This window comes from Rhodococcus sp. 2H158 (assembly GCF_053764755.1).
In genome coordinates this window covers 25,417-45,081 of the sequence record NZ_JBSNCE010000006.1, presented here as the reverse complement: position 1 = coordinate 45,081, position 19,665 = coordinate 25,417, and the positions used below count along the sequence as shown (strand labels likewise).

The following is a 19,665-nucleotide window of genomic DNA, read 5'->3' as shown; positions in this document are numbered from 1 at the left end:
CGGACATGCTCGCGGCGGTGTACGAGCGCCTCGGCGCGGCCCGGGACGTGCTCGACGTTCGCCGGATGCCGCGGCCGGAGCCCGGGCCGGGGGAGGTGCGGGTCCGCCTCCGGCTGTCCGCGGTCAACCCGTCCGATTGGCGGGCCCGGCTGCACGGCCGGGGGACGCCGCTGCAGTGGCAGATTCCACACTCGGACGGCGTCGGAGTCGTCGACGCAGTGGGGCCGGGTGCCGATCCCGGCCGCATCGGTTCCCGGGTCTGGGTGTGGAACGCCGCGTGGCGGCGCCGGCACGGCACCGCAGCCCAGTGGACCTGTGTCCCCGATCGGCAGGCGGTGAACCTGCCCGAGCACGTCGAGGACGAGCTCGCCGCCGGGCTCGGCATCCCGTTCATGACCGCATGGCATGCCCTGTTCGCGGACGGCCCGCTCGACGGTGCGACCGTGCTGGTGGCGGGCGGGGCCGGCGCAGTGGGGAACGCGGCCGTGCAGCTGGCGAGCCGGGCCGGTGCCACGGTGCTGGCCACGGCGAGCACGGACGAGAAGGCACGGCTCGCGCGCGCGGCGGGGGCGTCCGTGGTGGTCGACTACCGCAGCTCCGAGGCCGCCGCGGCGCTGCGGGCCGCCGCGCCGGACGGCGTCGGGCGCATTCTGGAACTCGCCCTGGGACGCAACCTCGACCTCGACCTCGAGGTGCTCGCCGACCACGGCACCGTCGTCGTGTACGCACCCGAACCCGAACCGCCGCCGATTCCCGTGCAGCGGTTGATGGCCCGGAACATCCGAACCCACTTCATGCTCGTCTACACCATCGGTCCGCGGGCCCAGGAGGACGCGGTGCGCGGCATCACGGCGGCACTCGAGGACGGCGCGCTCACCCCGTTGCCGACGGTGTGGTTCCCCCTGCACGAGGTGGCGGCGGCGCACGAGGCGGTCGAGCGTGGGGTGCTCGGGAAGGTCGTGCTGGGGCTGCCCGAATGACGGAGCCGGACCTCGCCTCGCCCCGGGAGCGGTCGTCCGGCGAGGAGGATGCCGTGGCGGCGTTCCTTCCGGTCGTCGTACTGCTCGGACTCCTCGCGGTGCTCGTGCTGTCCCAGCTCTACGCCGTGATCCCCATCTTCGGTGTCCTCGCCGACGACCTGGGCCTCGACGCGCAGCGGGTCACCGTGACCCACACCGCGTTCGGTATCGCCTATGCGGTGGGGTTCCTCGGGTGGGGTGCCGTCGTCGACCGCATCGGACCGCGGCGGACCCTGTTGATGGGTCTGGGTGCGCTCGTCCCGGTCACCGTGCTGGTCGCCACCGCCCGGGATGCGACGTGGATGATCGCCGCACGGGTGCTGCAGGGCGCGGTGGCCGCGGCGTTCGCGCCTGCCGCCTTCGCGTACGTCGGCACCCGGATCGCGGTGGCTCGCCGGGCGACGGCACTGTCGGTGCTCACCGGGTCCTTCCTCGCGTCGGTCGTCCTCGGGCAGATCGCCGCCCAGGCCGTGTCCGCGCTCGCCGGCTGGCGGTGGTTCTTCGGGATCGGTGCTGTCCTGTTCGCCGTGGCGACGGTGGCGGTGCTCGCCGCGGTCGACGACGAACCACCGCCGCGGCCCGGCCCGCAGCCGGGGGCGGCGGCCGTCGCGCTGCTCGGATCGGCACGCACGGTCGCCGTGCTGACGGTCACCGCCACGGTGCTGGCCGGTTTCGTGGCGCTCCATACCGGCGTCCAACGCTTCGCCGTGGTGGCAGATCCCGACGATCTGCTGGTCTTCCGGGCGTCGGCGCTGCCGGCGATCGTCGCGGCACCGCTGCTGTCGGGTCTGCTCGGCCGGATCGGGACCGGGCACCGCATCGTCGTCTTCCTCCTCGTGGCGGCGGCCTGCGCGACGGTGGCGCAGGCCGCGCCGGTGGCCGCCTTCGCCGCGATCACGTTCTGTGTGGCGGTGATCGCCCCCGCTCTGATCGCTCTCGTGCTCGATCGTTCGGGCCCGCACCGTGGTGCCGGGACAGCGCTCTACACCTGCGCGCTGTTCGTCGGAGCGGGGCTGGGGCCGCAGATCGCCGCGACGGCCTCGTCGTTCTCCGCGACCGCCCTCGCCGCCGCCGGCGTGTGGACGGGTGGGGCTGCGCTGGCGGCGATCTCGTCCGGTCGGCCTACCGCTCGGTTCCGGCCGGGCACCCGGGGTCGCCGAGGACCGCGAGCATCCTGTCCACCGACGCCGCCCACCCGAACTGCTCGGCGCGACGTCGCGCCGAGCGGCGCAGGAAAAGGTCGGGGGCGCCCAGTAATTCGTCGATCGCGTCGGCGAAGGCCGCGTCGCGGTCGGCGGACAGTACCCCGCACTGGGGGGTGAGGATCTCGGTGAGCGCCGACGACCGCGACGCCACCACCGGGGTGCCGGCGGCCAGCGATTCGAGCGCCGACAGGCAGAACGTCTCGTGCGGTCCCGGGGCCAGCGAGACGTCGGCGGTGGCGAACAGCGCGGCCAGCCGATCGGGGTCGCCGATGAATCCGGTGAACGTCACCGGGAGCCCTTTCGCCTTGTGCTCCAGGGCGTGACGTCGCGGCCCGTCGCCCGCGACGACCAGGTGGACGTCGTGCCCGCGCCGGTGCAGCAGGCGCGCCGCATCGATGCTGCGCTCCGCCTTCTTCTCGACCGACAGCCGGCCGCAGTGCAGCAGCAGCCGGGACGAATCCGGTACGAGCCGCTCGCGCAGGCGGCGGTCGTGGCGGGCGGGGTGGAAGCGGTCCAGGTCCACGCCGAGCGGCACCCGCACCAGATTCGGCGTGCCGATGCGGGTGAACTCCGTGCTCGCGAATTCCGTCGTGCACACCACCGTGTCGTAGTCGGTGGCCATCCGCCGGTTGGCCAGGTCGGCGGCCCGCCGGGCGACCGGCGCCGGCAGCACCTGGCCGAGGAGGCGGTCGAGCCGCTCGTGGGAGACGACGACGCTGCGCACGTCGCGCCGTCGCGCCCACCGCCCGAATCCGCGCAGCGTCAGCCGGTCCGACACCTCCACCGCGTCGGGCCGCAGGCCGCGCAGCACGTCCGCGACACGCCGCGGGTCGGCCACCCGGTACCCGCCGGTCCACGGGACGACCGGCGCCGGCACGGTGATCCGCAGGACCCCGTTGCCGAGCAGTTCCTCGCCGCGACGGGGTCCGGGCACGATCAGCGCGACGTCGTGCCCCCGCGCGGTGTACCCGCCGCCCCACTGGTGCAGCGCCGTGCGCAGGCCGCCCGACCGGGGGCCGTAGAAGTTGGCGAGCTGAACGATGCGCACCGTTCTCATTGAGCCGGGACGCGGCGACGGGTGCGGCAACGGCGCCGGGCGCCGCGGTGAACGCGCGTCGAATCTCTCCGTCAGTCGGCCGTCGCGGGCGGCACGCGGCCGGTCCACACGGCCTCCGCGCCGGACTCGCCGACCCGGACGGTCTGCACCGTCGCGCCCACCGCGGCGACGACGGCCAGCACCGCCGCGACGACCGTCAGGGCCCGTCGCCCGCCGCCGCGGCCGCGCAGCACGTGCGCCCCCGCGAGCAGCGCCGTCGCGGCGAACAACAGCGCGACGACGAGGGTCATGGTCTCGCCGAGCTCCTCGTGGGCCGCGATCAGCGGGGTCTCGCCCAGGGCGCCGGCGAGCTGCTCGCCGGTCTCGGCGGTGAGCGGCGTCAGCACCAGCGCCGCGGCCGCCAGCACCACGACCGGCCACAGCAGGTGCCGGCGCGCGGCCGGCCACAGCGCGCACAGGATCAGCCCCGTCGACACCAGGGGCACCAGCACGACGACCGCGTGCACGAGCAGCGGGTGAGCGGGCAGTCCGCCGATCAGCGTCATACCGTTTCTCCTTCCGGCCGGAGCGTCCAGGGAAACCGTAGGCGCCGATCCGGACGAACGGGATCCGAACGGGCTTGACGTTGACGCGACGTCAGGACGCATCCTGGGCGTACCCGACGAGAGAGGCCCGCGATGAAAGGCGAATGGTCCATCCAGGAACTGGCCCGCGCGGCCGGCGTCACCAGCCGCACCCTGCGGCACTACGGCGACGTGGGCGTGCTCGAGCCCAGCCGCACCGGCCCGGGCGGCATGCGGTTCTACGACGCCGACGCCCTGGTCCGGCTGCAGCGCATCCTGCTGCTGCGCGACCTCGGCCTGGGACTGCCGGCCGTCGCCGAGGTGCTCGACGGCCATCGCGACGCCACCGCGGCGCTGCGCGTGCATCTGGAACTGCTCGAGCACGAGCAGCGGCGGCTGGACCGGCAGATCGAGTCGGTGCGCATGACCATCCGCAGGACCGAGAGAGGTGAGGAACTGATGGCGAACGAAGTGTTCGACGGATTCGACCACACGCAGTACCGCGACGAGGTGATCGAACGCTGGGGCCAGGACGCCTACGACAGCAGTGACCGCTGGTGGCGTGGCATGAGCGAGGCCGAGCGCGACGACTGGAAGTCCGTCGCCGCCCGCCTGGGCGCGGACTGGACGGCCGCCGCGGCCGCCGGTCTCGATCCGGCCGGCCCGGAGGGGCAGGACCTGGCCCGTCGCCACGTCGCGTGGCTCGGCAGCATCCCCGGTACCCCGGGCCACGGGGAGGAGCCGAACCGGGAGTACGTCCTGGGCCTGGCAGAGATGTATGTCGCGGACGAGCGCTTCGCCGCGAACTACGGCGGCCCGGCGGGTGCGGAATTCGTCCGGTCCGCCCTGCGGGCTCACCTGGCCTGACCCGTGCGCGTTTCCGGTCGCTCCCGCTACCGGAAACGCGCACGGCCCCGCGGGTCGCCTACCCTGGTCTTCCGTGACTGCTGCACCCTCGCCCCAGCCTGCCACCCGTGAGTACGACCTGATCGTCGTCGGCTCCGGGTTCTTCGGACTGACGATCGCCGAGCGTGCCGCCACGCAACTCGGCAAACGCGTTCTCGTCGTCGAGCGCCGCCACCACCTCGGCGGCAACGCCTACTCGGAGCCCGAACCCGAGACGGGCATCGAGATCCACAAGTACGGCGCCCACCTGTTCCACACCTCCAACAAGCGGGTGTGGGACTACGTGAACCAGTTCACCGGCTTCACGAACTACCAGCACCGCGTGTTCGCGATGCACAAGGGCCAGGCCTACCAGTTCCCGATGGGTCTCGGGCTGGTGTCCCAGTTCTTCGGCCGGTACTTCAGCCCCGAGGAGGCGCGTGCCCTGATCAAGGAGCAGGCCGCCGAGATCGACACCGCGGAGGCGCAGAACCTCGAGGAGAAGGCCATCTCCCTGATCGGCCGGCCGCTCTACGAGGCGTTCGTGCGCGACTACACCGCCAAGCAGTGGCAGACCGACCCGAAGGAACTGCCCGCCGGCAACATCGCCCGCCTGCCGGTCCGCTACACCTTCGACAACCGGTACTTCAACGACACCTACGAGGGCCTGCCCGTCGACGGCTACACCGCGTGGCTCGAGAACATGGCGAAGGACGAGAAGATCGAGGTGCGGCTCGACACCGACTGGTTCGAGGTGCGCGACGAGATCCGCGCCGCGAGCCCGGACGCCCCCGTCGTCTACACCGGGCCGCTCGACCGCTACTTCGACTACGCCGAGGGCCGCCTCGGCTGGCGCACCCTCGACTTCGAGACCGAGGTGCTGCCCACCGGCGACTTCCAGGGAACCCCGGTGATGAACTACAACGACGCCGACGTGCCCTACACCCGCATCCACGAGTTCCGGCACTTCCACCCCGAGCGGGAGGGCTACCCCACGGACAAGACGGTGATCATGCGCGAGTACTCGCGCTTCGCCGGCAACGACGACGAGCCGTACTACCCGATCAACACCCCGGAGGACCGGGCCACGCTCTCGGCCTACCGGGAGCGGGCCAAGCGGGAGGCCGCGGAGAACAAGGTGCTGTTCGGCGGCCGGCTCGGCACCTACCAGTACCTCGACATGCACATGGCCATCGCGAGCGCGCTGAGCATGTTCGACAACGCCCTCCTCCCGTACTTCGAGTCGGGCACGCCGCTGGCGGGGGACGCCTCGTGAGCGCCCGGCACCAGCTGGCCGAGCCCGTCGCGCCGGTACCCGAGCTGCTCGGCAGGGCACTGCTGCAGCGGGTGATCCTGCCGCGCCCGGGTGAACCGCTCGACGTGCGCACCCTCTACCTGGAGGAATCGCCGACCAACGCACGGCGCGCCCACGCCGTCGGCCGGACGTCGCTGAACATCGGCGCCGAGTCCGAAGTATCGATGTGCACCTACTTCAACGCCTTCCCGGCGAGCTACTGGCGACGGTGGAGCACGCTCACCTCCGTGGTGCTGCGGCTCGAGCTCACCGGCCACGGCCGGGCCGACGTGTACCGCTCGAAGGCCGACTCGAGCCGCATCCACGTCGAGGGCCGCGAGTTCTCCGGCGGCGCCCCCGCTGGGGACGACGTCGCGACGGTCGAGTTCGAGATCGATCTCGGCCCGTTCGAGGACGGCGGCTGGATCTGGTTCGACATCACCACCGACTCGGATGTCACGCTGCGCTCGGCGGGCTGGTACGCGCCGGTCGAGGCACCCGGCGAGGCGTCCGTCGTCGTGGGCATCCCCACCTTCAACCGCCCCACGGACTGCGTGAAGGCTCTCGTCGCCCTGGCCTCCGATCCGCTGGTCCTCGACGTCGTGGACGCCGTGATCATCCCGGACCAGGGCACCCGGAAGGTCCGCGACGAGCCCGGCTTCACCGAGGCGGCGGCCGCGCTCGGCGACCGGCTCGCCATCCACGACCAGGGCAACCTCGGCGGCTCGGGCGGCTACAGCCGCATCATGTACGAGGCGCTGAAGACCACCGAATGCCCGTACATCCTGTTCATGGACGACGACATCGAGCTGGAACCGGACTCGGTCCTGCGCGCGCTGGCGCTGTCCCGGTTCGCCAAGAGCCCGATGCTCGTCGGCGGCCAGATGCTCAACCTGCAGGAACGCAGTCACCTGCACACGATGGGCGAGGTGATCAACCGCGCCGACTTCATGTGGACGGCCGCGCCGAACGTCGAGTACGACCACGACTTCTCCACCAAGCCGCTGCGCGACCGCGAGCAGTCGCGGCTGCTGCACCGGCGCATCGACGTCGACTACAACGGCTGGTGGATGTGCATGATCCCGCGGCAGGTGGCCGAGGAGATCGGTCAGCCGCTGCCGCTGTTCATCAAGTGGGACGACGCCGAGTACGGGCTGCGGGCCCGTGCCGCCGGCTACCCGACCGTCACCATGCCGGGCGCCGCGATCTGGCACATGGCGTGGAGCGACAAGGACGACGCCATCGACTGGCAGGCGTACTTCCACCTGCGCAACCGCCTCGTCGTGGCGGCGCTGCACATGCCGGGCGACGGACGCGGCCTGGTGCTCGACACCGTCAAGGCCACGCTCAAGCACCTGTTGTGCCTCGAGTACTCGACGGTGGCGATCCAGAACAAGGCGATCGAGGACTTCCTCGCCGGACCGGACCGCCTGTTCGAACTGCTGCCCACCGCTCTCGGGGAGGTGCACGCGCTGCGCAAGCGGTTCTCCGACGCCGTGGTGCTGCCGTCGTCGACCGAGCTGCCGCTGCCGTCCGGCGCCGAGGTCGGGGCGGTCGGCGAGCCGCGCGGCGCGGTGCGCAAGATGGTGCGGCTCGCCAAGGGCCTGGTGCACAACGTGCGGCCGGCGCATCCGGAACACCACGAGCGTCCGCAGTTGAACGTGCCGACCCTCGACGCCCGCTGGTTCCTGCTGTCGCAGGTGGACGGTGTGACCGTGACCACCGCGGACGGGCGCGGCGTCGTCTACCGTAAGCGCGACCCTCGGCAGGCACAGGCTCTGCTGTCCGAGGCCGTGCGGCTGCGCCGCGAGCTGGCACGCAGGTTCCCCGAGTTGAAGAACGAGTACCAGGCCGCGGTTCCCGCCCTGACGAGCAAGGAGGAGTGGGAGCGTGTCTTCGAGTCGTGAATGGCCGACCACCGAGGCGGAGATCCAGGTGCTGCAGGCCGTGCAGGCCACGGTCGGCTCCCGGCCGGGAGCGATCGCCGCGGCCCGTGGGCTGTCGCACTTCGGTGAGCACGCCCTCGGCTGGGCGGTGATCGGCGGCGTCGGCGCACTGGTCGACCGCCCGCGCCGGCGGCGTTGGGCCGGGGTCGCGGTCGGCGCCGTGGGCGCCCACGCCGCGTCCATCGTGGTCAAGCGGGTCGTGCGGCGTCCCCGGCCCGTGGACCCGACCATCCAGGTCAACGTGTCGACCCCGAGCCGGCTCAGCTTCCCGTCCTCGCACGCCACCTCGACGACGGCCGCTGCCGTGCTGCTCGGTCGGCTGACCGGGCTACCCTTACCGGCGGTGTTGGTCCCGCCGATGTTGCTGTCCCGCCTCGTGCTCGGCGTCCACTATCCGACGGACGTGCTGGCGGGCGCCGCGCTCGGCGCCGCGTCCGCCGCGGCCGTCGTGCGGGCCGAGAAGAAGTTTGGAGAGAGATGAGCGAGGAACCGGTAGCCGTCGCGGCGCCTCCGAAGAATCTGGCCGAGGGCATCGTCAAGGCGGTTCGCCCCCGGCAGTGGGTGAAGAACGTGCTGGTGCTGGCCGCGCCGCTCGCGGCCGGCTCGGCGACCGAGCTGGACATCCTGATCCCGGTCGCCCTGGCCTTCGTGGTGTTCTGCATGGCCGCGTCGGGCATCTACCTGGTCAACGACGCGATGGACGTCGAGGCCGACCGCGCCCATCCCACCAAGCGGTTCCGCCCGATCGCCGCCGGCGTGCTGCCGGTGAACCTGGCCTACGGCATGGCGGTGGTGCTGCTCGTCGGCTCGATCGGCCTGTCGTTCCTGGCGAACTGGCAGCTCGCGGTGGTGATGGCGGTGTACATCACCGTCCAGCTGGCCTACTGCTTCGGGCTCAAGCACCAGCCGGTGCTGGACATCGCCATCGTCTCCTCCGGGTTCCTCCTCCGGGCGATCGCCGGCGGTGTGGCCGCGGAGATCCTGCTGTCGCAGTGGTTCCTGCTGATCATGGCCTTCGGCTCGCTGTTCATGGCGGCCGGCAAGCGGTACGCGGAGCTGCGGCTCGCGGAGCGGACCGGCGCGAAGATCCGCAAGTCGCTCGAGTACTACACGGGCACCTACCTGCGGTTCGTGTGGACGCTGTCGGCGACGGCGGTCGTCATCTGCTACGGCCTGTGGGCGTTCGAGCGCGACCAGGCCAACGACACCAACTGGTTCGCGATCTCGATGGTTCCGTTCGTGATCGCGATCCTGCGATACGCGGTCGACGTGGACGGCGGGGAGGCCGGCGAACCGGAGGAGATCGCCCTGAAGGACCGGGTGCTGCAACTCCTCGCGGTGGCCTGGATCGGGGCGGTCGGCGGTGCTGTCTACCTCTTCTGACCTCGACGAGGATCTCGGCGCCCCGGCCCGCCGGCCCCGGCCGGCCCACCGGGGCGGCATGCGGCCGTGGGTGCCGACCGCGGTGTTCTCCGGCGGAGTCGCGCTGACGGCCCTGCTGATGTTCTGGGGCGCGTGGGAGCGTCGCTGGATCGCCGACGACGGCCTGATCGTGCTGCGCACCGTGCGCAACCTGCTGGCCGGGAACGGCCCGGTGTTCAACGCCGGCGACCGGGTCGAGGCGAACACGTCGACCCTGTGGACGTATCTCGTGTACGCGACGGGCTGGCTCAGCGGGGTGCGGCTCGAGTACGTGGTGCTTGCCACGGCGCTCGTGCTGTCGACCGCGGCGGTGGTGCTGGCGATGCTCGGCACGGGCCGGCTGTACCGGGGGCGGCTGCGGGGCAGTGGTGCCACGTTCCTGCTGGTGCCCGCCGGCATGTTCGTCTACATCGCGGTGCCCCCGGCCCGGGACTTCGCCACCTCCGGCCTCGAGAGCGGGCTGGTGATCTGCTGGATCGCCCTGCTGTGGCTGCTGCTCGTGCGATGGGCGACGGTGCCGGGGTTGCCGTCGACCCCGTCGGTGCTGGCGACGGCGTTCGTCGCCGGTCTCGGGCCGCTCGTGCGCCCCGAACTGGCGCTTCTCGCTCTTCCGGCCCTGCTCATGCTGTTCCTCGCGGCCGGCCTCACGTGGCGGGTACGGGTGGCCATGGTGGCGGTGGCCGGCGCCGTGCCGGTGGGCTATCAGATCTGGCGGATGGGCTACTACGGGCTGCCCTATCCGAACACGGCGGTGGCCAAGGACGCGGGCGGCGCGAAGTGGGCGCAGGGCTTCGAGTACCTCGGGAACCTGGTGAGCCCGTACCTGCTGTGGCTGCCGCTGCTGTTCCTGCTGCTCGGTGCCGCGCTCGCGTGGCGGTACCGGGGACCCCGCGAAAAGGGCGCGCCGAAACGTGAATTCCGTCACACGGACGGGTCCTTTCCGGCGCGCGCACAGCGCGCGCTGCGCACCCCCGTGGCCGTGGTCGTCTTCATGCTCGGCGCCGCATTGTTGCTCACGCTGTACGCCCTTCGCGTCGGCGGCGATTTCATGCACGGCCGGGTGTTGCTGCCGCCGTTGTTCTGTCTGCTCATTCCCGTCGCCGTGATTCCGTTGCGGGTTCCGCAACGGGCCGAGATCGGCCGCACTCGCGCGACGGCCGTCGCGGGGGCGGCGGGGGTGCTGTGGCTCGGTGTGGTGGTGTGGTCGGCGATCGCTGCGAACACCACCGGCATGCCCGAGGGTGCGGTGGTGGGCCGCTCCGGGATCGTCGACGAGCGGGCGTTCTACGCCCTCAACACCGGCCACCTGCATCCCGTCCGGGCCGAGGACTACCTGGACTACCCGCGCATGCGGGCGATGGTCGAGGCGATCTCCAACACCCCCGACGGCGGGTTGCTGCTGCCGACGCCCTCGTTCGACGCATGGGACGTCGTGCCCCCGCCGGGACCGGTGCCGCCGGGCGGAGCCGGCCACACCGTCTACTTCCTCAACCTCGGCATGACCAGCATGAACGTCGGGCTCGACGTGCAGGTGCTCGACCAGATGGGGCTGGCATACCCGTTGGCGGCGCACACCGAGCGGCTCGAGGACGGGCGCATCGGGCACGACAAGCTGCTCTACCCCGACTGGGTCGTCGCCGACACGGGAATGGTGGACGTGCACCCGTGGCTGCCGGCCTATCTGGACGAGGACTGGGTGGCGCAGGCGCAGGTGGCGCTGACGTGCCCGCCGACGCAGGAACTGCTCGCGTCCTCCCGCGCGGAACTGACGTGGTCACTGTTCAAGCGGAATCTCCGCAACGCGTTCGAATATGCGGACTACCGATTCGACCGGGTGCCGAAATACGAGATCCAGCGCTGCGGCCTCGAACTTCCGCCCCCGCGCGACGGGGGCTGACGCGGTCGTCCGGCCCGCGAATTACATCGATGTCGTTTTCGCCCCGGTGGGTCCGTGCAGTCGATCGGGCGTATCTCGGTATGATCACAGTCGATAACGGATGAGTAACGCATCGGGGGTGTGGGCCGATATCGAAGCCGACACACGGTTCGTTGACCTGGGTTACCGGGGGTTTGTCAGAGCTCACGGTGTCCTTTACAGTCTTGACCGCAGTGTGACTTGTGACGGCCCGCTCGGTCGTCGCCGCCGGTATCCGACGGGGGACGCGCACGCGGACGCCGCAGATCGAGAAAGAGAGCATTGTTCATGCGTTTTGTCCCGAGGTTGTCGCAGCGCCTCCGCAGGCGCGTGCTCGGCGTGGGCGCCGCAGCCCTCGTTCTGCCGGTTGCCGCCGGCGTCGCCGGAAGCACCGCCGCGCTCGCCGCCCCCGCAGCCGCCGCCCCGATCTCGCATCGGGCACCGGCCGGCGGGTTCGAGGAAGTCTTCGTCGACTCCGACATGGGCCCGATCAAGGTGCAGATCCAGTGGGCCGCCCGCGGCGGTGACGCGGCGCTGTACCTGCTCGACGGCCTGCGTGCCCGCGACGACGCGAACGCCTGGAGCTTCGAGACCAACGCGCGCGACCAGTTCGCCAACGACAACGTCACCCTGGTGATGCCGGTCGGCGGCCAGTCGAGCTTCTACACGGACTGGTACGCGCCCAGCAATCTCAACGGCCAGGACGTCACCTACAAGTGGGAGACGTTCCTGACGGAGAAGCTGCCGGACTACCTCGCCACCCGCGGCGTCTCGCGCAGCAACAACGGCATCCTCGGCCTCTCGATGGGCGGCAGCGCCGCGCTGACCCTGGCGGCCTACCACCGCGACCAGTTCAAGTTCGCCTCGTCGCTCTCCGGCTACCTGAACCTGTCGGCCCCGGGCATGCGTGAGGCCATCCGCGTCGCGATGCTCGATGCCGGCCGCTTCAACGTCGACTCGATGTGGGGCCCGCCGTGGAGCCCGGCGTGGCTGCGCAACGACCCGTTCGTGTTCGCGCCGAAGCTCGCCGGCCTGTCGATGTACATCTCGGCTGCCAGCGGCCTGCCCGGCCAGCACGACGCCCCGCAGGGCCTGGTCGGTGTCTACAACACGGCCAACGCCATGGGCCTCGAGGCACTCGCGCTCGCCCAGACCCGCGCATTCCAAATCAAGCTGGCCACCCTCGGCATCCAGGCCCGCTTCGACTTCCCGGCGCGCGGCACGCACTCCTGGAAGTACTGGGAAGAGGAGCTGTGGAAGGCTCGTCCCCAGATCCTCGAGGCACTGAACGCCTACTGATCGCGCCGAACTCCCCGGCGCACACTGACGGTACGCATGCCGCCCCACGACCCGCGAGGGACGAGGGGCGGCATGCGCCGTTTCGCGGATCGTTGACAAAAACCACACCCGTCACAGCGCGGCGCCCCCACCCGGCGCCCGTTCACGTGTAGAAACAGTCTTCGAGACGCGGGGCCCGGTCGCCCGCCGACGCCCCAGCAACGCAGAAAGTGAGCGATGCCGATGCGAACAGTGCTTGGCGGACGTCGAACCGTGCGCGCCCGGCAGCCGGCGCCGCGTGCCCGTCGGGGCCGTCGGGTCCTCGGGGCGGTCGCCGCCGCGCTCGTCGCGCCCCTCGTCGCCGGAACCCTCGCGGCCGGGGCCGCGTATGCGGAGCCGGTGGACCGCAGCGAGCCGACCGCCGTGCAGGCCCCGGCCGGGGTCACGGTGCAGCGCGTCGACTGGCTGACCGACCGGCGCGTGGCCCTGTGGGTGAACTCGCCGGCCATGGGCACCCCCATTCAGGTGCAGCTGCTGCTCGCCCGGGACTGGAACATCGAACCCGAGGCGCGGTTCCCCGCCGTCTACATGCTCGACGGCCTGCGTGCCCGCGACGACGAGAGCGGCTGGACGATCGAGACGGACTCCGAGGCCTTCTTCGCGGACAAGAACGTCAACGTGGTGCTGCCGGTGGGCGGGCAGTCCAGCTTCTACGCCGACTGGATGGACCAGAACAACGGGCGCAACTACCAGTGGGAGACGTTCCTGACCAAGGAGCTCCCGCCGATCCTCGAGGGCAACTGGCGCACCACGAAGGACCGCGGCGTCGTCGGCCTGTCGATGGGCGGCACCGCTGCGATGTTCCTGCCCGCGCGCAACCCCGGCTTCTTCAAGTTCGCGGGATCGCTCTCCGGCATCCTCACCACCACCACCCTGGGCATGCCGCAGGCCATCCAGTACGCGATGCAGGACGCCGGTGGCTTCGACTCGTCGGCCATGTGGGGCACCCCCGGCGGCGAGCAGTGGGCCGCCCACGATCCGTACCTGCTGGCGGACAAGCTCGAGGGCGTGAGCCTGTACGTCTCCAGCGGCAGCGGCAGCACCGGCCCGTACGACCAGCCGTCGGGTATCCCGGGCGTGAGCACGAACTACGCCGGCATGGGCCTCGAGATCCTGTCGCGGCTCACCTCGCAGGCGTTCGCCACCAAGCTCAACAAGATCGGCATCCCTGCGCAGGTGGTCTACCGGCCGTCGGGCACCCATTCGTGGCCGTACTGGGAGTTCGAGCTGCACCAGCTGTGGCCGCAGCTGGCCAACGCCCTCGGAGTGGAGGTCACGAAGCCGAACTGCAGCGCCTCCGGCGCGATCGGCGACGCAGCGGCCGCCGGTCCCTGGATCGGCGACTGCCTCACGCCGGAGTACGCCGTCGCGGGCGGGCGCGTCCAGGACTTCCGCTTCGGCCGGATCTTCTCCTCCACCGACGGCGGGGCCCGCCCGGTGGCGGGTGCCATCGGCGGGGCCTACCAGGCCGCCGGCGGCCCGGGGGGCCCGCTCGGCTACCCGACCACGGAGGAACGCGGCACCCCCGACGGCCGCGGCCGGTTCAACCACTTCCAGCAGGGCTCGATCTACTGGACCCCGCAGACCGGGGCGCACGCCGTGCGCGGTGCCATTCGCGACGAGTGGGCGCGGCAGGGCTGGGAGGGCGGCCCGCTGGGCTACCCGGTGGCCGACGAGGTGGCCACCCCCGGCAAGCCCGGCGTGGTGCAGGGCTTCGAGATCGGCGCCCTCTACTGGAGCGAGCCGTTCGGGGCCCACGCCGTGCAGGGCATGATCATGGGCAAGTACGCCGAGCTCGGCTACGAGAACGGCTGGCTCGGGTTCCCGAAGACCAGCGAGATCCCCGTCAAGGACGGTGGCCGGTTCAACGAGTTCGAGGGCGGCAACATCTACTGGAGCCCGCTGAGCGGGGCGTGGTCGGTCCGCACCGGGCCTGTGTTCGACGCGTGGAAGAGCGCCGGTTACGAGAACGGTCGCCTCGGCTTCCCCGTCGGCGACGAGTTCCCCATTCCCGGCGGTGTCCAGCAGAACTTCCAGGGCGGATTCGTCACGGTCGTCGACAACGTGGCCACCGTCCGCCCCTAGGATCGCCCCTCGCACACCCGGTGCCGCCACGGCGTCCCCGCGACCACCGGATCGGGCGGTGACCGCGACCCATGGGTCCGGTCACCGCCCGGTCCTCATCTGTAGCCTGGGCACTGCCCATTTCCGACGATTGGATGCGAGGACACCACCACATGCCTGCACGGACCCGTTCGAGCCTGACCCGCGTCCTGGGCGCCGGCGCCGCGGCGCTCGCCGCCACCGCCCTCCTGGGCGCCTGCGGTAGCGACGATTCCACGGCGACGAGCACCCCGTCGACGTCCGTGTCGGCGACCACCTCGACGTCCGCCGCGGAGACCACCTCCGGCGAAGCGACCACCACAGCCCCCGGTGACACGGCCACCACGAGCCCGGGCGAGGCCGCCACCGCGCCGCCGGCGCAGCCGGAGACCGAACCCGGATTCCCGGGCCCGACCGAGGTGCCGGTGGACGACCGCGGCCAGGCGTTCCTGGACGGGCTGCGGAAGCAGGGCGTGGAGCCGGCCGCGGACGGCAGCATCGCGATCAACACGGCCAACTACATCTGCGCCGCGACCGCCCAGGGCAGCTCGCCCGAGGAGATCAAGACGATCGTGACCGCATCGGTGGGCAGCGAGGCCGCGGCCGCCGGCAAGGAGATCACCGAGGCCGAGGCCGCGACGACCGCCGACGTCTACATCACCGTCGCACGCGACACCTTCTGCTAGGAGCGGCAATGATGACGGCCCGAGCGAAGCAACGACGCCGGAGGCGGGGAATCCTCGTCCTCGGGATCCTGGTCGTCCTGGCGGCCGTGCTCGCGCTCTGGTACATCCTCGCGGGCCGGCTCCCGGTGCCCGGGCCGCCGGGGCCGCTCGGGCCCGAGAAGCCGCAGGCGCAGCCCGCATCGTGCCCGGACGTCCAGGTGGTGGCGGTACCGGGCACGTGGGAGTCGGCCGCCTGGGACGATCCGTACAACCCGACGTTCAATCCGCTGTCGCTGATGCTGAACGTCACGCGTCCGCTGCAGGAGCGCTTCGACGCGCAGCGTGCCGACGTGTACACCGTTCCGTACGTCGCCCAGTTCTCGAATCCGGTGGCGCTCCCGCCGGACGGGCAGCAGTCCTACAACAACAGCCGCACCGCCGGCACCGCGGCGACGGAGGACATCCTCGCGCGCCGCTTCGCCGAGTGCCCGCTGACCAACTACGTCCTGACCGGCTTCTCGCAGGGTGCGGTCATCGCGGGCGACGTCGCGGCGCGCATCGGCGCCGGTGACGGGCCGGTTCCGGCGGATCGGGTGCTCGGCGTGGCGCTCATCGCCGACGGCCGTCGCGACCCGGGCACGGCCGAGACGATCGGCCCGCCCGTCGCGGGCGTCGGCGCCGAGCTGTCCCTGGACGGACTGCGGCTGCCGGGGATCACCATGACCGGCGCGCGCCCCGGTGGTTTCGGGGAGCTCGAGGACAAGGTGGTGGACATCTGTGCACCGACGGACGGCATCTGCGACGCGCCGCCGAACGCGCTGAATCCCGGCAACTGGCTCGCCAGCGCGCCGCGGTTGCTCGAGTACGCGAACAACCCTGTGCACGCGCTGTACAACTCGTTCGTCGTGGACGATTCGGGTACGACGGCGACGCAGTGGGTGGCGAACTGGGCGATCGAGAAGATCGAGGAGGCGCCGAAACCCCCGGAGGAGTGATCCCTCCCCGTTGTTACCGGCCGGTAGTGTCGGGGATCACCACCCGATACAATCGTTCCTCGGTCGGCGCTTAGACTCGACCTTCGGTCCTGACCCGGGAAGCTCTCCGGGTTGGTGACGCGCGACCACCGCCACACGAGAAGAGGTTCGATGAGCGCCACCGACGGCTCGGCTGCCACGCAACCGCGGAAGTTTCGTTTCGCCGCGGGTGGCGAGGGCAACGCCGAGGAGGGCGGCGCCCGGCGCTTCGTCAAGCTGGCGCAGAAGGCCGAGGAGCTCGGCTACGACAGCTTCATGATCCCGGACCACCTGGGCAACCAGGTCGGACCCATCGCCGCGCTCGGTGCGCTCGCCGTCGCCACCGACAAGATCCGCCTCGGCACCGCCGTCCTCGCGAACGGCTTCCGCCATCCCGCGATCCTGGCCAAGGACGCCGCGACCGTCGACGTCCTCTCGGGCGGCCGGCTCGAGCTCGGGATCGGCGCGGGATGGATGAAGGAGGAGTTCGACAAGGCGGGCATCGCCTACGAGCGCCCCGGCGTCCGGATCGAGAAGCTCGAGGAGACGCTGCAGATCCTGGACGTGCTCCTGCGCGGCCAGGAGTGCAATTTCGAGGGCAAGCACTACCGCATCGACGGCCTCAAGGGCAGCCCGCGTCCGCGCCAGGGCCCGCGACCGCCCATCGCCGTCGGCGGCGGGGGACCGAAGATGCTCGCGCTGGCGGCGAAGTACGCCGACATCATCTCGGTGGCCACTCCCACGAACCGCGACGGCCGTTTGTTGCTGTCGGGGATCACGATGGACAAGACTGTGGAGCGGGTGGACGTGATCCGTCGCGCGGCGGGGGATCGGTTCGATGACATCGAGCTGAACTGGACCATCACGATGATTCTCGTCACGGACGATCGCGAGCAGACCGCCGAGATGGCGCTGGCCGCTCTCGACCAGGGCTTCCCCCCGAACATCGAGGTGGACGTCAAGCTCACGGTGGACGAGATCCTCGAATCGCCGTATCTCGCAATCGGTTCCTACGAGGAGATCGCCGAGCAGATCCGCAACGTGCGGGCGAAGACCGGGATGTCCTACGTGGGGGTCTTCCCCACCCAGATGGAGGCGTTCGCACCGGTGATTCCGCTGTTGGCGGGGGAATGACCGATGCGGATCTGTAACATAATCGTGATTTCGGATCGATGGACAGATTCGTGAGATGCACGGCCGGATGCTGTTGAGCTGTACAGGTACGACGATCCGCTAGCGCGAAGACAAGTGCGGGGCGCAACCATGTCGAGTGGTTGTGGGATCGCTTCGACAGGGAGAAGGAATGAGCGTCGGGTTCGAAGAGTTCATCGATGAGAACGGACAGATCGTGTTGCCCGAGGGCAACACTCTGCTCGACCACCTCGAGCAGCATTTCGCCGAGAACGGCGACGATCTTGCGTACCGTTACATCGATTACTCGCGGGAACGTGACGGCGAGGTCCACGAGCTGACCTGGCAGCAGTTCGGGGTGCGCCTGCGCGCGATCGCGGCCCGGCTGCAGCAGGTCACCAAGCCCGGTGACCGCGTCGCGATCCTCGCCCCGCAGGGCCTGGACTACGTCGTCTCCTTCTTCGCGGCCATCTACGCCGGCACCATCGCCGTCCCGCTGTTCGACCCCGACGAGCCCGGCCACACCGACCGGCTGCACGCCGTGCTCGGCGACTGCACGCCCAGCGCCATCCTCACTGCCACCTCGTCGGCGGCCGGGGTCCGGCAGTTCTTCCGGCCGCTGCCCGCCGCGGAGCGGCCCCGCATCATCGCGGTCGACGCGATCCCCGACACCGTCGCCGGCTCGTGGACGCGGCCCCACATCGGCACCGACGACATCGCCTACCTGCAGTACACCTCCGGATCGACGCGCGTGCCCGCGGGTGTGGAGATCACCCACCGCGGTGTGCTCACCAACTGCATCCAGATGGCCGACTCCATCGAACTCAACGAGGGTTCGCGCGGCGTGACGTGGCTGCCGCTGTTCCACGACATGGGCCTGCTCACCGTCATCCTGCCGGCGATCGGCGGCAAGTACATCACCATCATGAGTCCGCGTGCCTTCGTGCAGCGGCCGGGCCGGTGGATCAAGGAGCTCGCCGCCGTCTCCGACGGGGCCGGCACGTTCGCCGCCGCGCCGAACTTCGCGTTCGAGCACGCGGCCGCGCGGGGGCTGCCCAAGCCGGGCGAGACCCTCGACCTGAGCAACGTGATCGGCCTGATCAACGGCAGCGAGCCGGTGACCACGTCCTCGATGCGCAAGTTCAACGAGGCGTTCGCGCCGTACGGCCTGCCGAAGACCGCGATCAAGCCGTCGTACGGCATGGCCGAGGCGACGCTGTTCGTCTCGTCCACGCGGCACACCGACGAGGCGCGGATTGTCTACGTCGACCGTCACGAGCTCAACGCCGGCCGCATCGTCAAGGTCGACCAGGAGGCGCCGAACGCCATCGCGCAGGTCTCCTGCGGTTACGTCGCGCGCAGCCAGTGGGCCGCGATCGTCGACGCGGAGACCGCCACCGAGGTGCCGGACGGGCACGTCGGCGAGATCTGGCTGCACGGCGAGAACATCGGCATCGGGTACTGGGGGCGCACCCAGGAGACCGACGAGACCTTCCACAACAAGCTCGTCGACCGCCTGCCCGCGAGCAGCCACGCCGAGGGCACGCCCGCGGACGCCCACTGGCTGCGCACCGGCGACTACGGCGTGTATGTCGACGGCGAGCTGTACATCACCGGCCGCGTCAAGGACCTGGTGATCGTGGACGGCCGCAACCACTATCCGCAGGACCTGGAGTTCTCAGCGCAGGAGGCCAGCTCCGCGCTGCGTCCCGGCTTCGTCGCCGCCTTCGCCGTGCCGGCCAACCAGCTGCCGCAGGTGGTGTTCGAGAATTCGCACTCGGGTCTGCAGTTCGATCCCGACGACGCCTCGGAGCAGCTGGTCATCGTCGCCGAGCGGGCACCCGGCGCGGGCAAGGCGGATCCGCAACCCGTCGCGGACACCGTTCGCGCGGCGATCTCGGCACGGCACGGGGTGACCGCGCGCGACGTGCTGCTCGTGCCTGCCGGGTCGATCCCGCGCACGTCGAGTGGCAAGATCGCGCGGCGCGCCTGCAAGGCCGCCTACATCGAGGGAACCCTGCGCGGTGGTTACACCCAGCAGGCATTCCCCGATAGCGTATAAAAATTGTTCTCTTTCCCGGGTAGCGTGGTGGGTTGATGGCTGACACT

At 70.9% G+C, this 19,665-nt stretch carries 15 protein-coding genes and 1 pseudogene; 14 read left to right on the top strand and 2 right to left on the bottom strand.

Annotation, left to right across the window (positions count from 1 at the left end; all coding sequences use genetic code 11):
- Positions 1-5 precede the first annotated feature (5 nt).
- Positions 6-980, top strand: coding sequence for an NADPH:quinone reductase (locus ACWPOB_RS07190; RefSeq protein ID WP_455400357.1), 975 nt, complete (start codon positions 6-8; stop codon positions 978-980).
- Positions 977-2,029 (top strand): annotated as a pseudogene (locus tag ACWPOB_RS07185) (MFS transporter); the annotation flags it as partial. The gene ACWPOB_RS07190 and the pseudogene ACWPOB_RS07185, both read left to right, overlap by 4 nt.
- Positions 2,030-2,141: 112 nt before the next feature.
- On the opposite strand, the gene ACWPOB_RS07180 reads toward ACWPOB_RS07185, so the two are convergent.
- Positions 2,142-3,272 (bottom strand): glycosyltransferase, encoded by a 1,131-nt coding sequence (locus ACWPOB_RS07180; RefSeq protein ID WP_455400356.1) that lies wholly within the window; start codon positions 3,270-3,272, stop codon positions 2,142-2,144.
- 80 nt (positions 3,273-3,352) lie between these two features.
- Complete coding sequence (locus tag ACWPOB_RS07175; RefSeq protein ID WP_455400355.1) at positions 3,353-3,826, bottom strand: DUF2231 domain-containing protein; 474 nt, start codon at positions 3,824-3,826, stop codon at positions 3,353-3,355.
- A gap of 132 nt (positions 3,827-3,958) precedes the next feature.
- Between ACWPOB_RS07175 and ACWPOB_RS07170 the strand changes: the two genes are divergently transcribed.
- From ACWPOB_RS07170 to fadD32, 12 genes are all read left to right on the top strand, one after another.
- Positions 3,959-4,711 carry a MerR family transcriptional regulator gene (locus ACWPOB_RS07170; protein ID WP_100058343.1) on the top strand — a complete coding sequence of 251 codons (753 nt, stop codon included), beginning with the start codon at positions 3,959-3,961 and terminating at the stop codon, positions 4,709-4,711.
- A 73-nt stretch (positions 4,712-4,784) separates the two neighbouring features.
- A complete protein-coding gene (glf, locus tag ACWPOB_RS07165; protein WP_100058342.1) occupies positions 4,785-6,005 on the top strand; it encodes a UDP-galactopyranose mutase in 1,221 nt (406 codons plus the stop codon).
- Complete coding sequence (locus ACWPOB_RS07160; protein ID WP_455400354.1) at positions 6,002-7,930, top strand: glycosyltransferase; 1,929 nt, start codon at positions 6,002-6,004, stop codon at positions 7,928-7,930. The genes glf and ACWPOB_RS07160 overlap by 4 nt, the downstream gene beginning before the upstream one ends.
- Entirely contained in the window at positions 7,914-8,450 is a 537-nt protein-coding gene (locus ACWPOB_RS07155; protein ID WP_303682922.1) for a phosphatase PAP2 family protein, read from the top strand. The genes ACWPOB_RS07160 and ACWPOB_RS07155 overlap by 17 nt, the downstream gene beginning before the upstream one ends.
- Positions 8,447-9,352 (top strand): decaprenyl-phosphate phosphoribosyltransferase, encoded by a 906-nt coding sequence (locus ACWPOB_RS07150; protein WP_100058310.1) that lies wholly within the window; start codon positions 8,447-8,449, stop codon positions 9,350-9,352. The genes ACWPOB_RS07155 and ACWPOB_RS07150 overlap by 4 nt, the downstream gene beginning before the upstream one ends.
- A gap of 58 nt (positions 9,353-9,410) precedes the next feature.
- Positions 9,411-11,288 carry a flagellar motor control protein ZomB gene (zomB, locus tag ACWPOB_RS07145; RefSeq protein WP_455400490.1) on the top strand — a complete coding sequence of 626 codons (1,878 nt, stop codon included), beginning with the start codon at positions 9,411-9,413 and terminating at the stop codon, positions 11,286-11,288.
- 306 nt (positions 11,289-11,594) lie between these two features.
- Positions 11,595-12,605: an alpha/beta hydrolase gene (locus tag ACWPOB_RS07140; RefSeq protein WP_100058312.1), complete on the top strand. Its 1,011-nt coding sequence runs from the start codon at positions 11,595-11,597 to the stop codon at positions 12,603-12,605.
- A 216-nt stretch (positions 12,606-12,821) separates the two neighbouring features.
- Positions 12,822-14,729, top strand: a complete 1,908-nt coding sequence (locus tag ACWPOB_RS07135) for an alpha/beta hydrolase-fold protein (protein WP_455400353.1) — start codon at positions 12,822-12,824, stop codon at positions 14,727-14,729.
- Between the two features lie 152 nt (positions 14,730-14,881).
- On the top strand, positions 14,882-15,433 hold the full coding sequence (locus ACWPOB_RS07130) for a DUF732 domain-containing protein (RefSeq protein WP_455400352.1): 552 nt from the start codon (positions 14,882-14,884) through the stop codon (positions 15,431-15,433).
- A gap of 11 nt (positions 15,434-15,444) precedes the next feature.
- Entirely contained in the window at positions 15,445-16,407 is a 963-nt protein-coding gene (locus ACWPOB_RS07125; RefSeq protein ID WP_100057460.1) for a cutinase family protein, read from the top strand.
- 150 nt (positions 16,408-16,557) lie between these two features.
- Positions 16,558-17,559, top strand: a complete 1,002-nt coding sequence (locus tag ACWPOB_RS07120; protein WP_029547031.1) for an LLM class F420-dependent oxidoreductase — start codon at positions 16,558-16,560, stop codon at positions 17,557-17,559.
- A 169-nt stretch (positions 17,560-17,728) separates the two neighbouring features.
- A complete protein-coding gene (fadD32, locus tag ACWPOB_RS07115) occupies positions 17,729-19,618 on the top strand; it encodes a long-chain-fatty-acid--AMP ligase FadD32 (protein ID WP_455400351.1) in 1,890 nt (629 codons plus the stop codon).
- The last annotated feature ends 47 nt before the right edge of the window (positions 19,619-19,665 follow it).

Bases quoted from the DNA above. Each gene is read 5' to 3' on its own strand.
- ACWPOB_RS07190 (WP_455400357.1), top strand. From the start codon at position 6: ATGCTCGCGGCGGTGTACGAGCGCCTCGGCGCGGCCCGGGACGTGCTC.
- ACWPOB_RS07175 (WP_455400355.1), bottom strand. From the start codon at position 3,826: ATGACGCTGATCGGCGGACTGCCCGCTCACCCGCTGCTCGTGCACGCG.
- ACWPOB_RS07170 (WP_100058343.1), top strand. From the start codon at position 3,959: ATGAAAGGCGAATGGTCCATCCAGGAACTGGCCCGCGCGGCCGGCGTC.
- ACWPOB_RS07150 (WP_100058310.1), top strand. From the start codon at position 8,447: ATGAGCGAGGAACCGGTAGCCGTCGCGGCGCCTCCGAAGAATCTGGCC.
- zomB (WP_455400490.1), top strand. From the start codon at position 9,411: ATGCGGCCGTGGGTGCCGACCGCGGTGTTCTCCGGCGGAGTCGCGCTG.
- ACWPOB_RS07140 (WP_100058312.1), top strand. From the start codon at position 11,595: ATGCGTTTTGTCCCGAGGTTGTCGCAGCGCCTCCGCAGGCGCGTGCTC.
- ACWPOB_RS07135 (WP_455400353.1), top strand. From the start codon at position 12,822: ATGCCGATGCGAACAGTGCTTGGCGGACGTCGAACCGTGCGCGCCCGG.
- ACWPOB_RS07130 (WP_455400352.1), top strand. From the start codon at position 14,882: ATGCCTGCACGGACCCGTTCGAGCCTGACCCGCGTCCTGGGCGCCGGC.
- ACWPOB_RS07125 (WP_100057460.1), top strand. From the start codon at position 15,445: ATGACGGCCCGAGCGAAGCAACGACGCCGGAGGCGGGGAATCCTCGTC.
- ACWPOB_RS07120 (WP_029547031.1), top strand. From the start codon at position 16,558: ATGAGCGCCACCGACGGCTCGGCTGCCACGCAACCGCGGAAGTTTCGT.
- fadD32 (WP_455400351.1), top strand. From the start codon at position 17,729: ATGAGCGTCGGGTTCGAAGAGTTCATCGATGAGAACGGACAGATCGTG.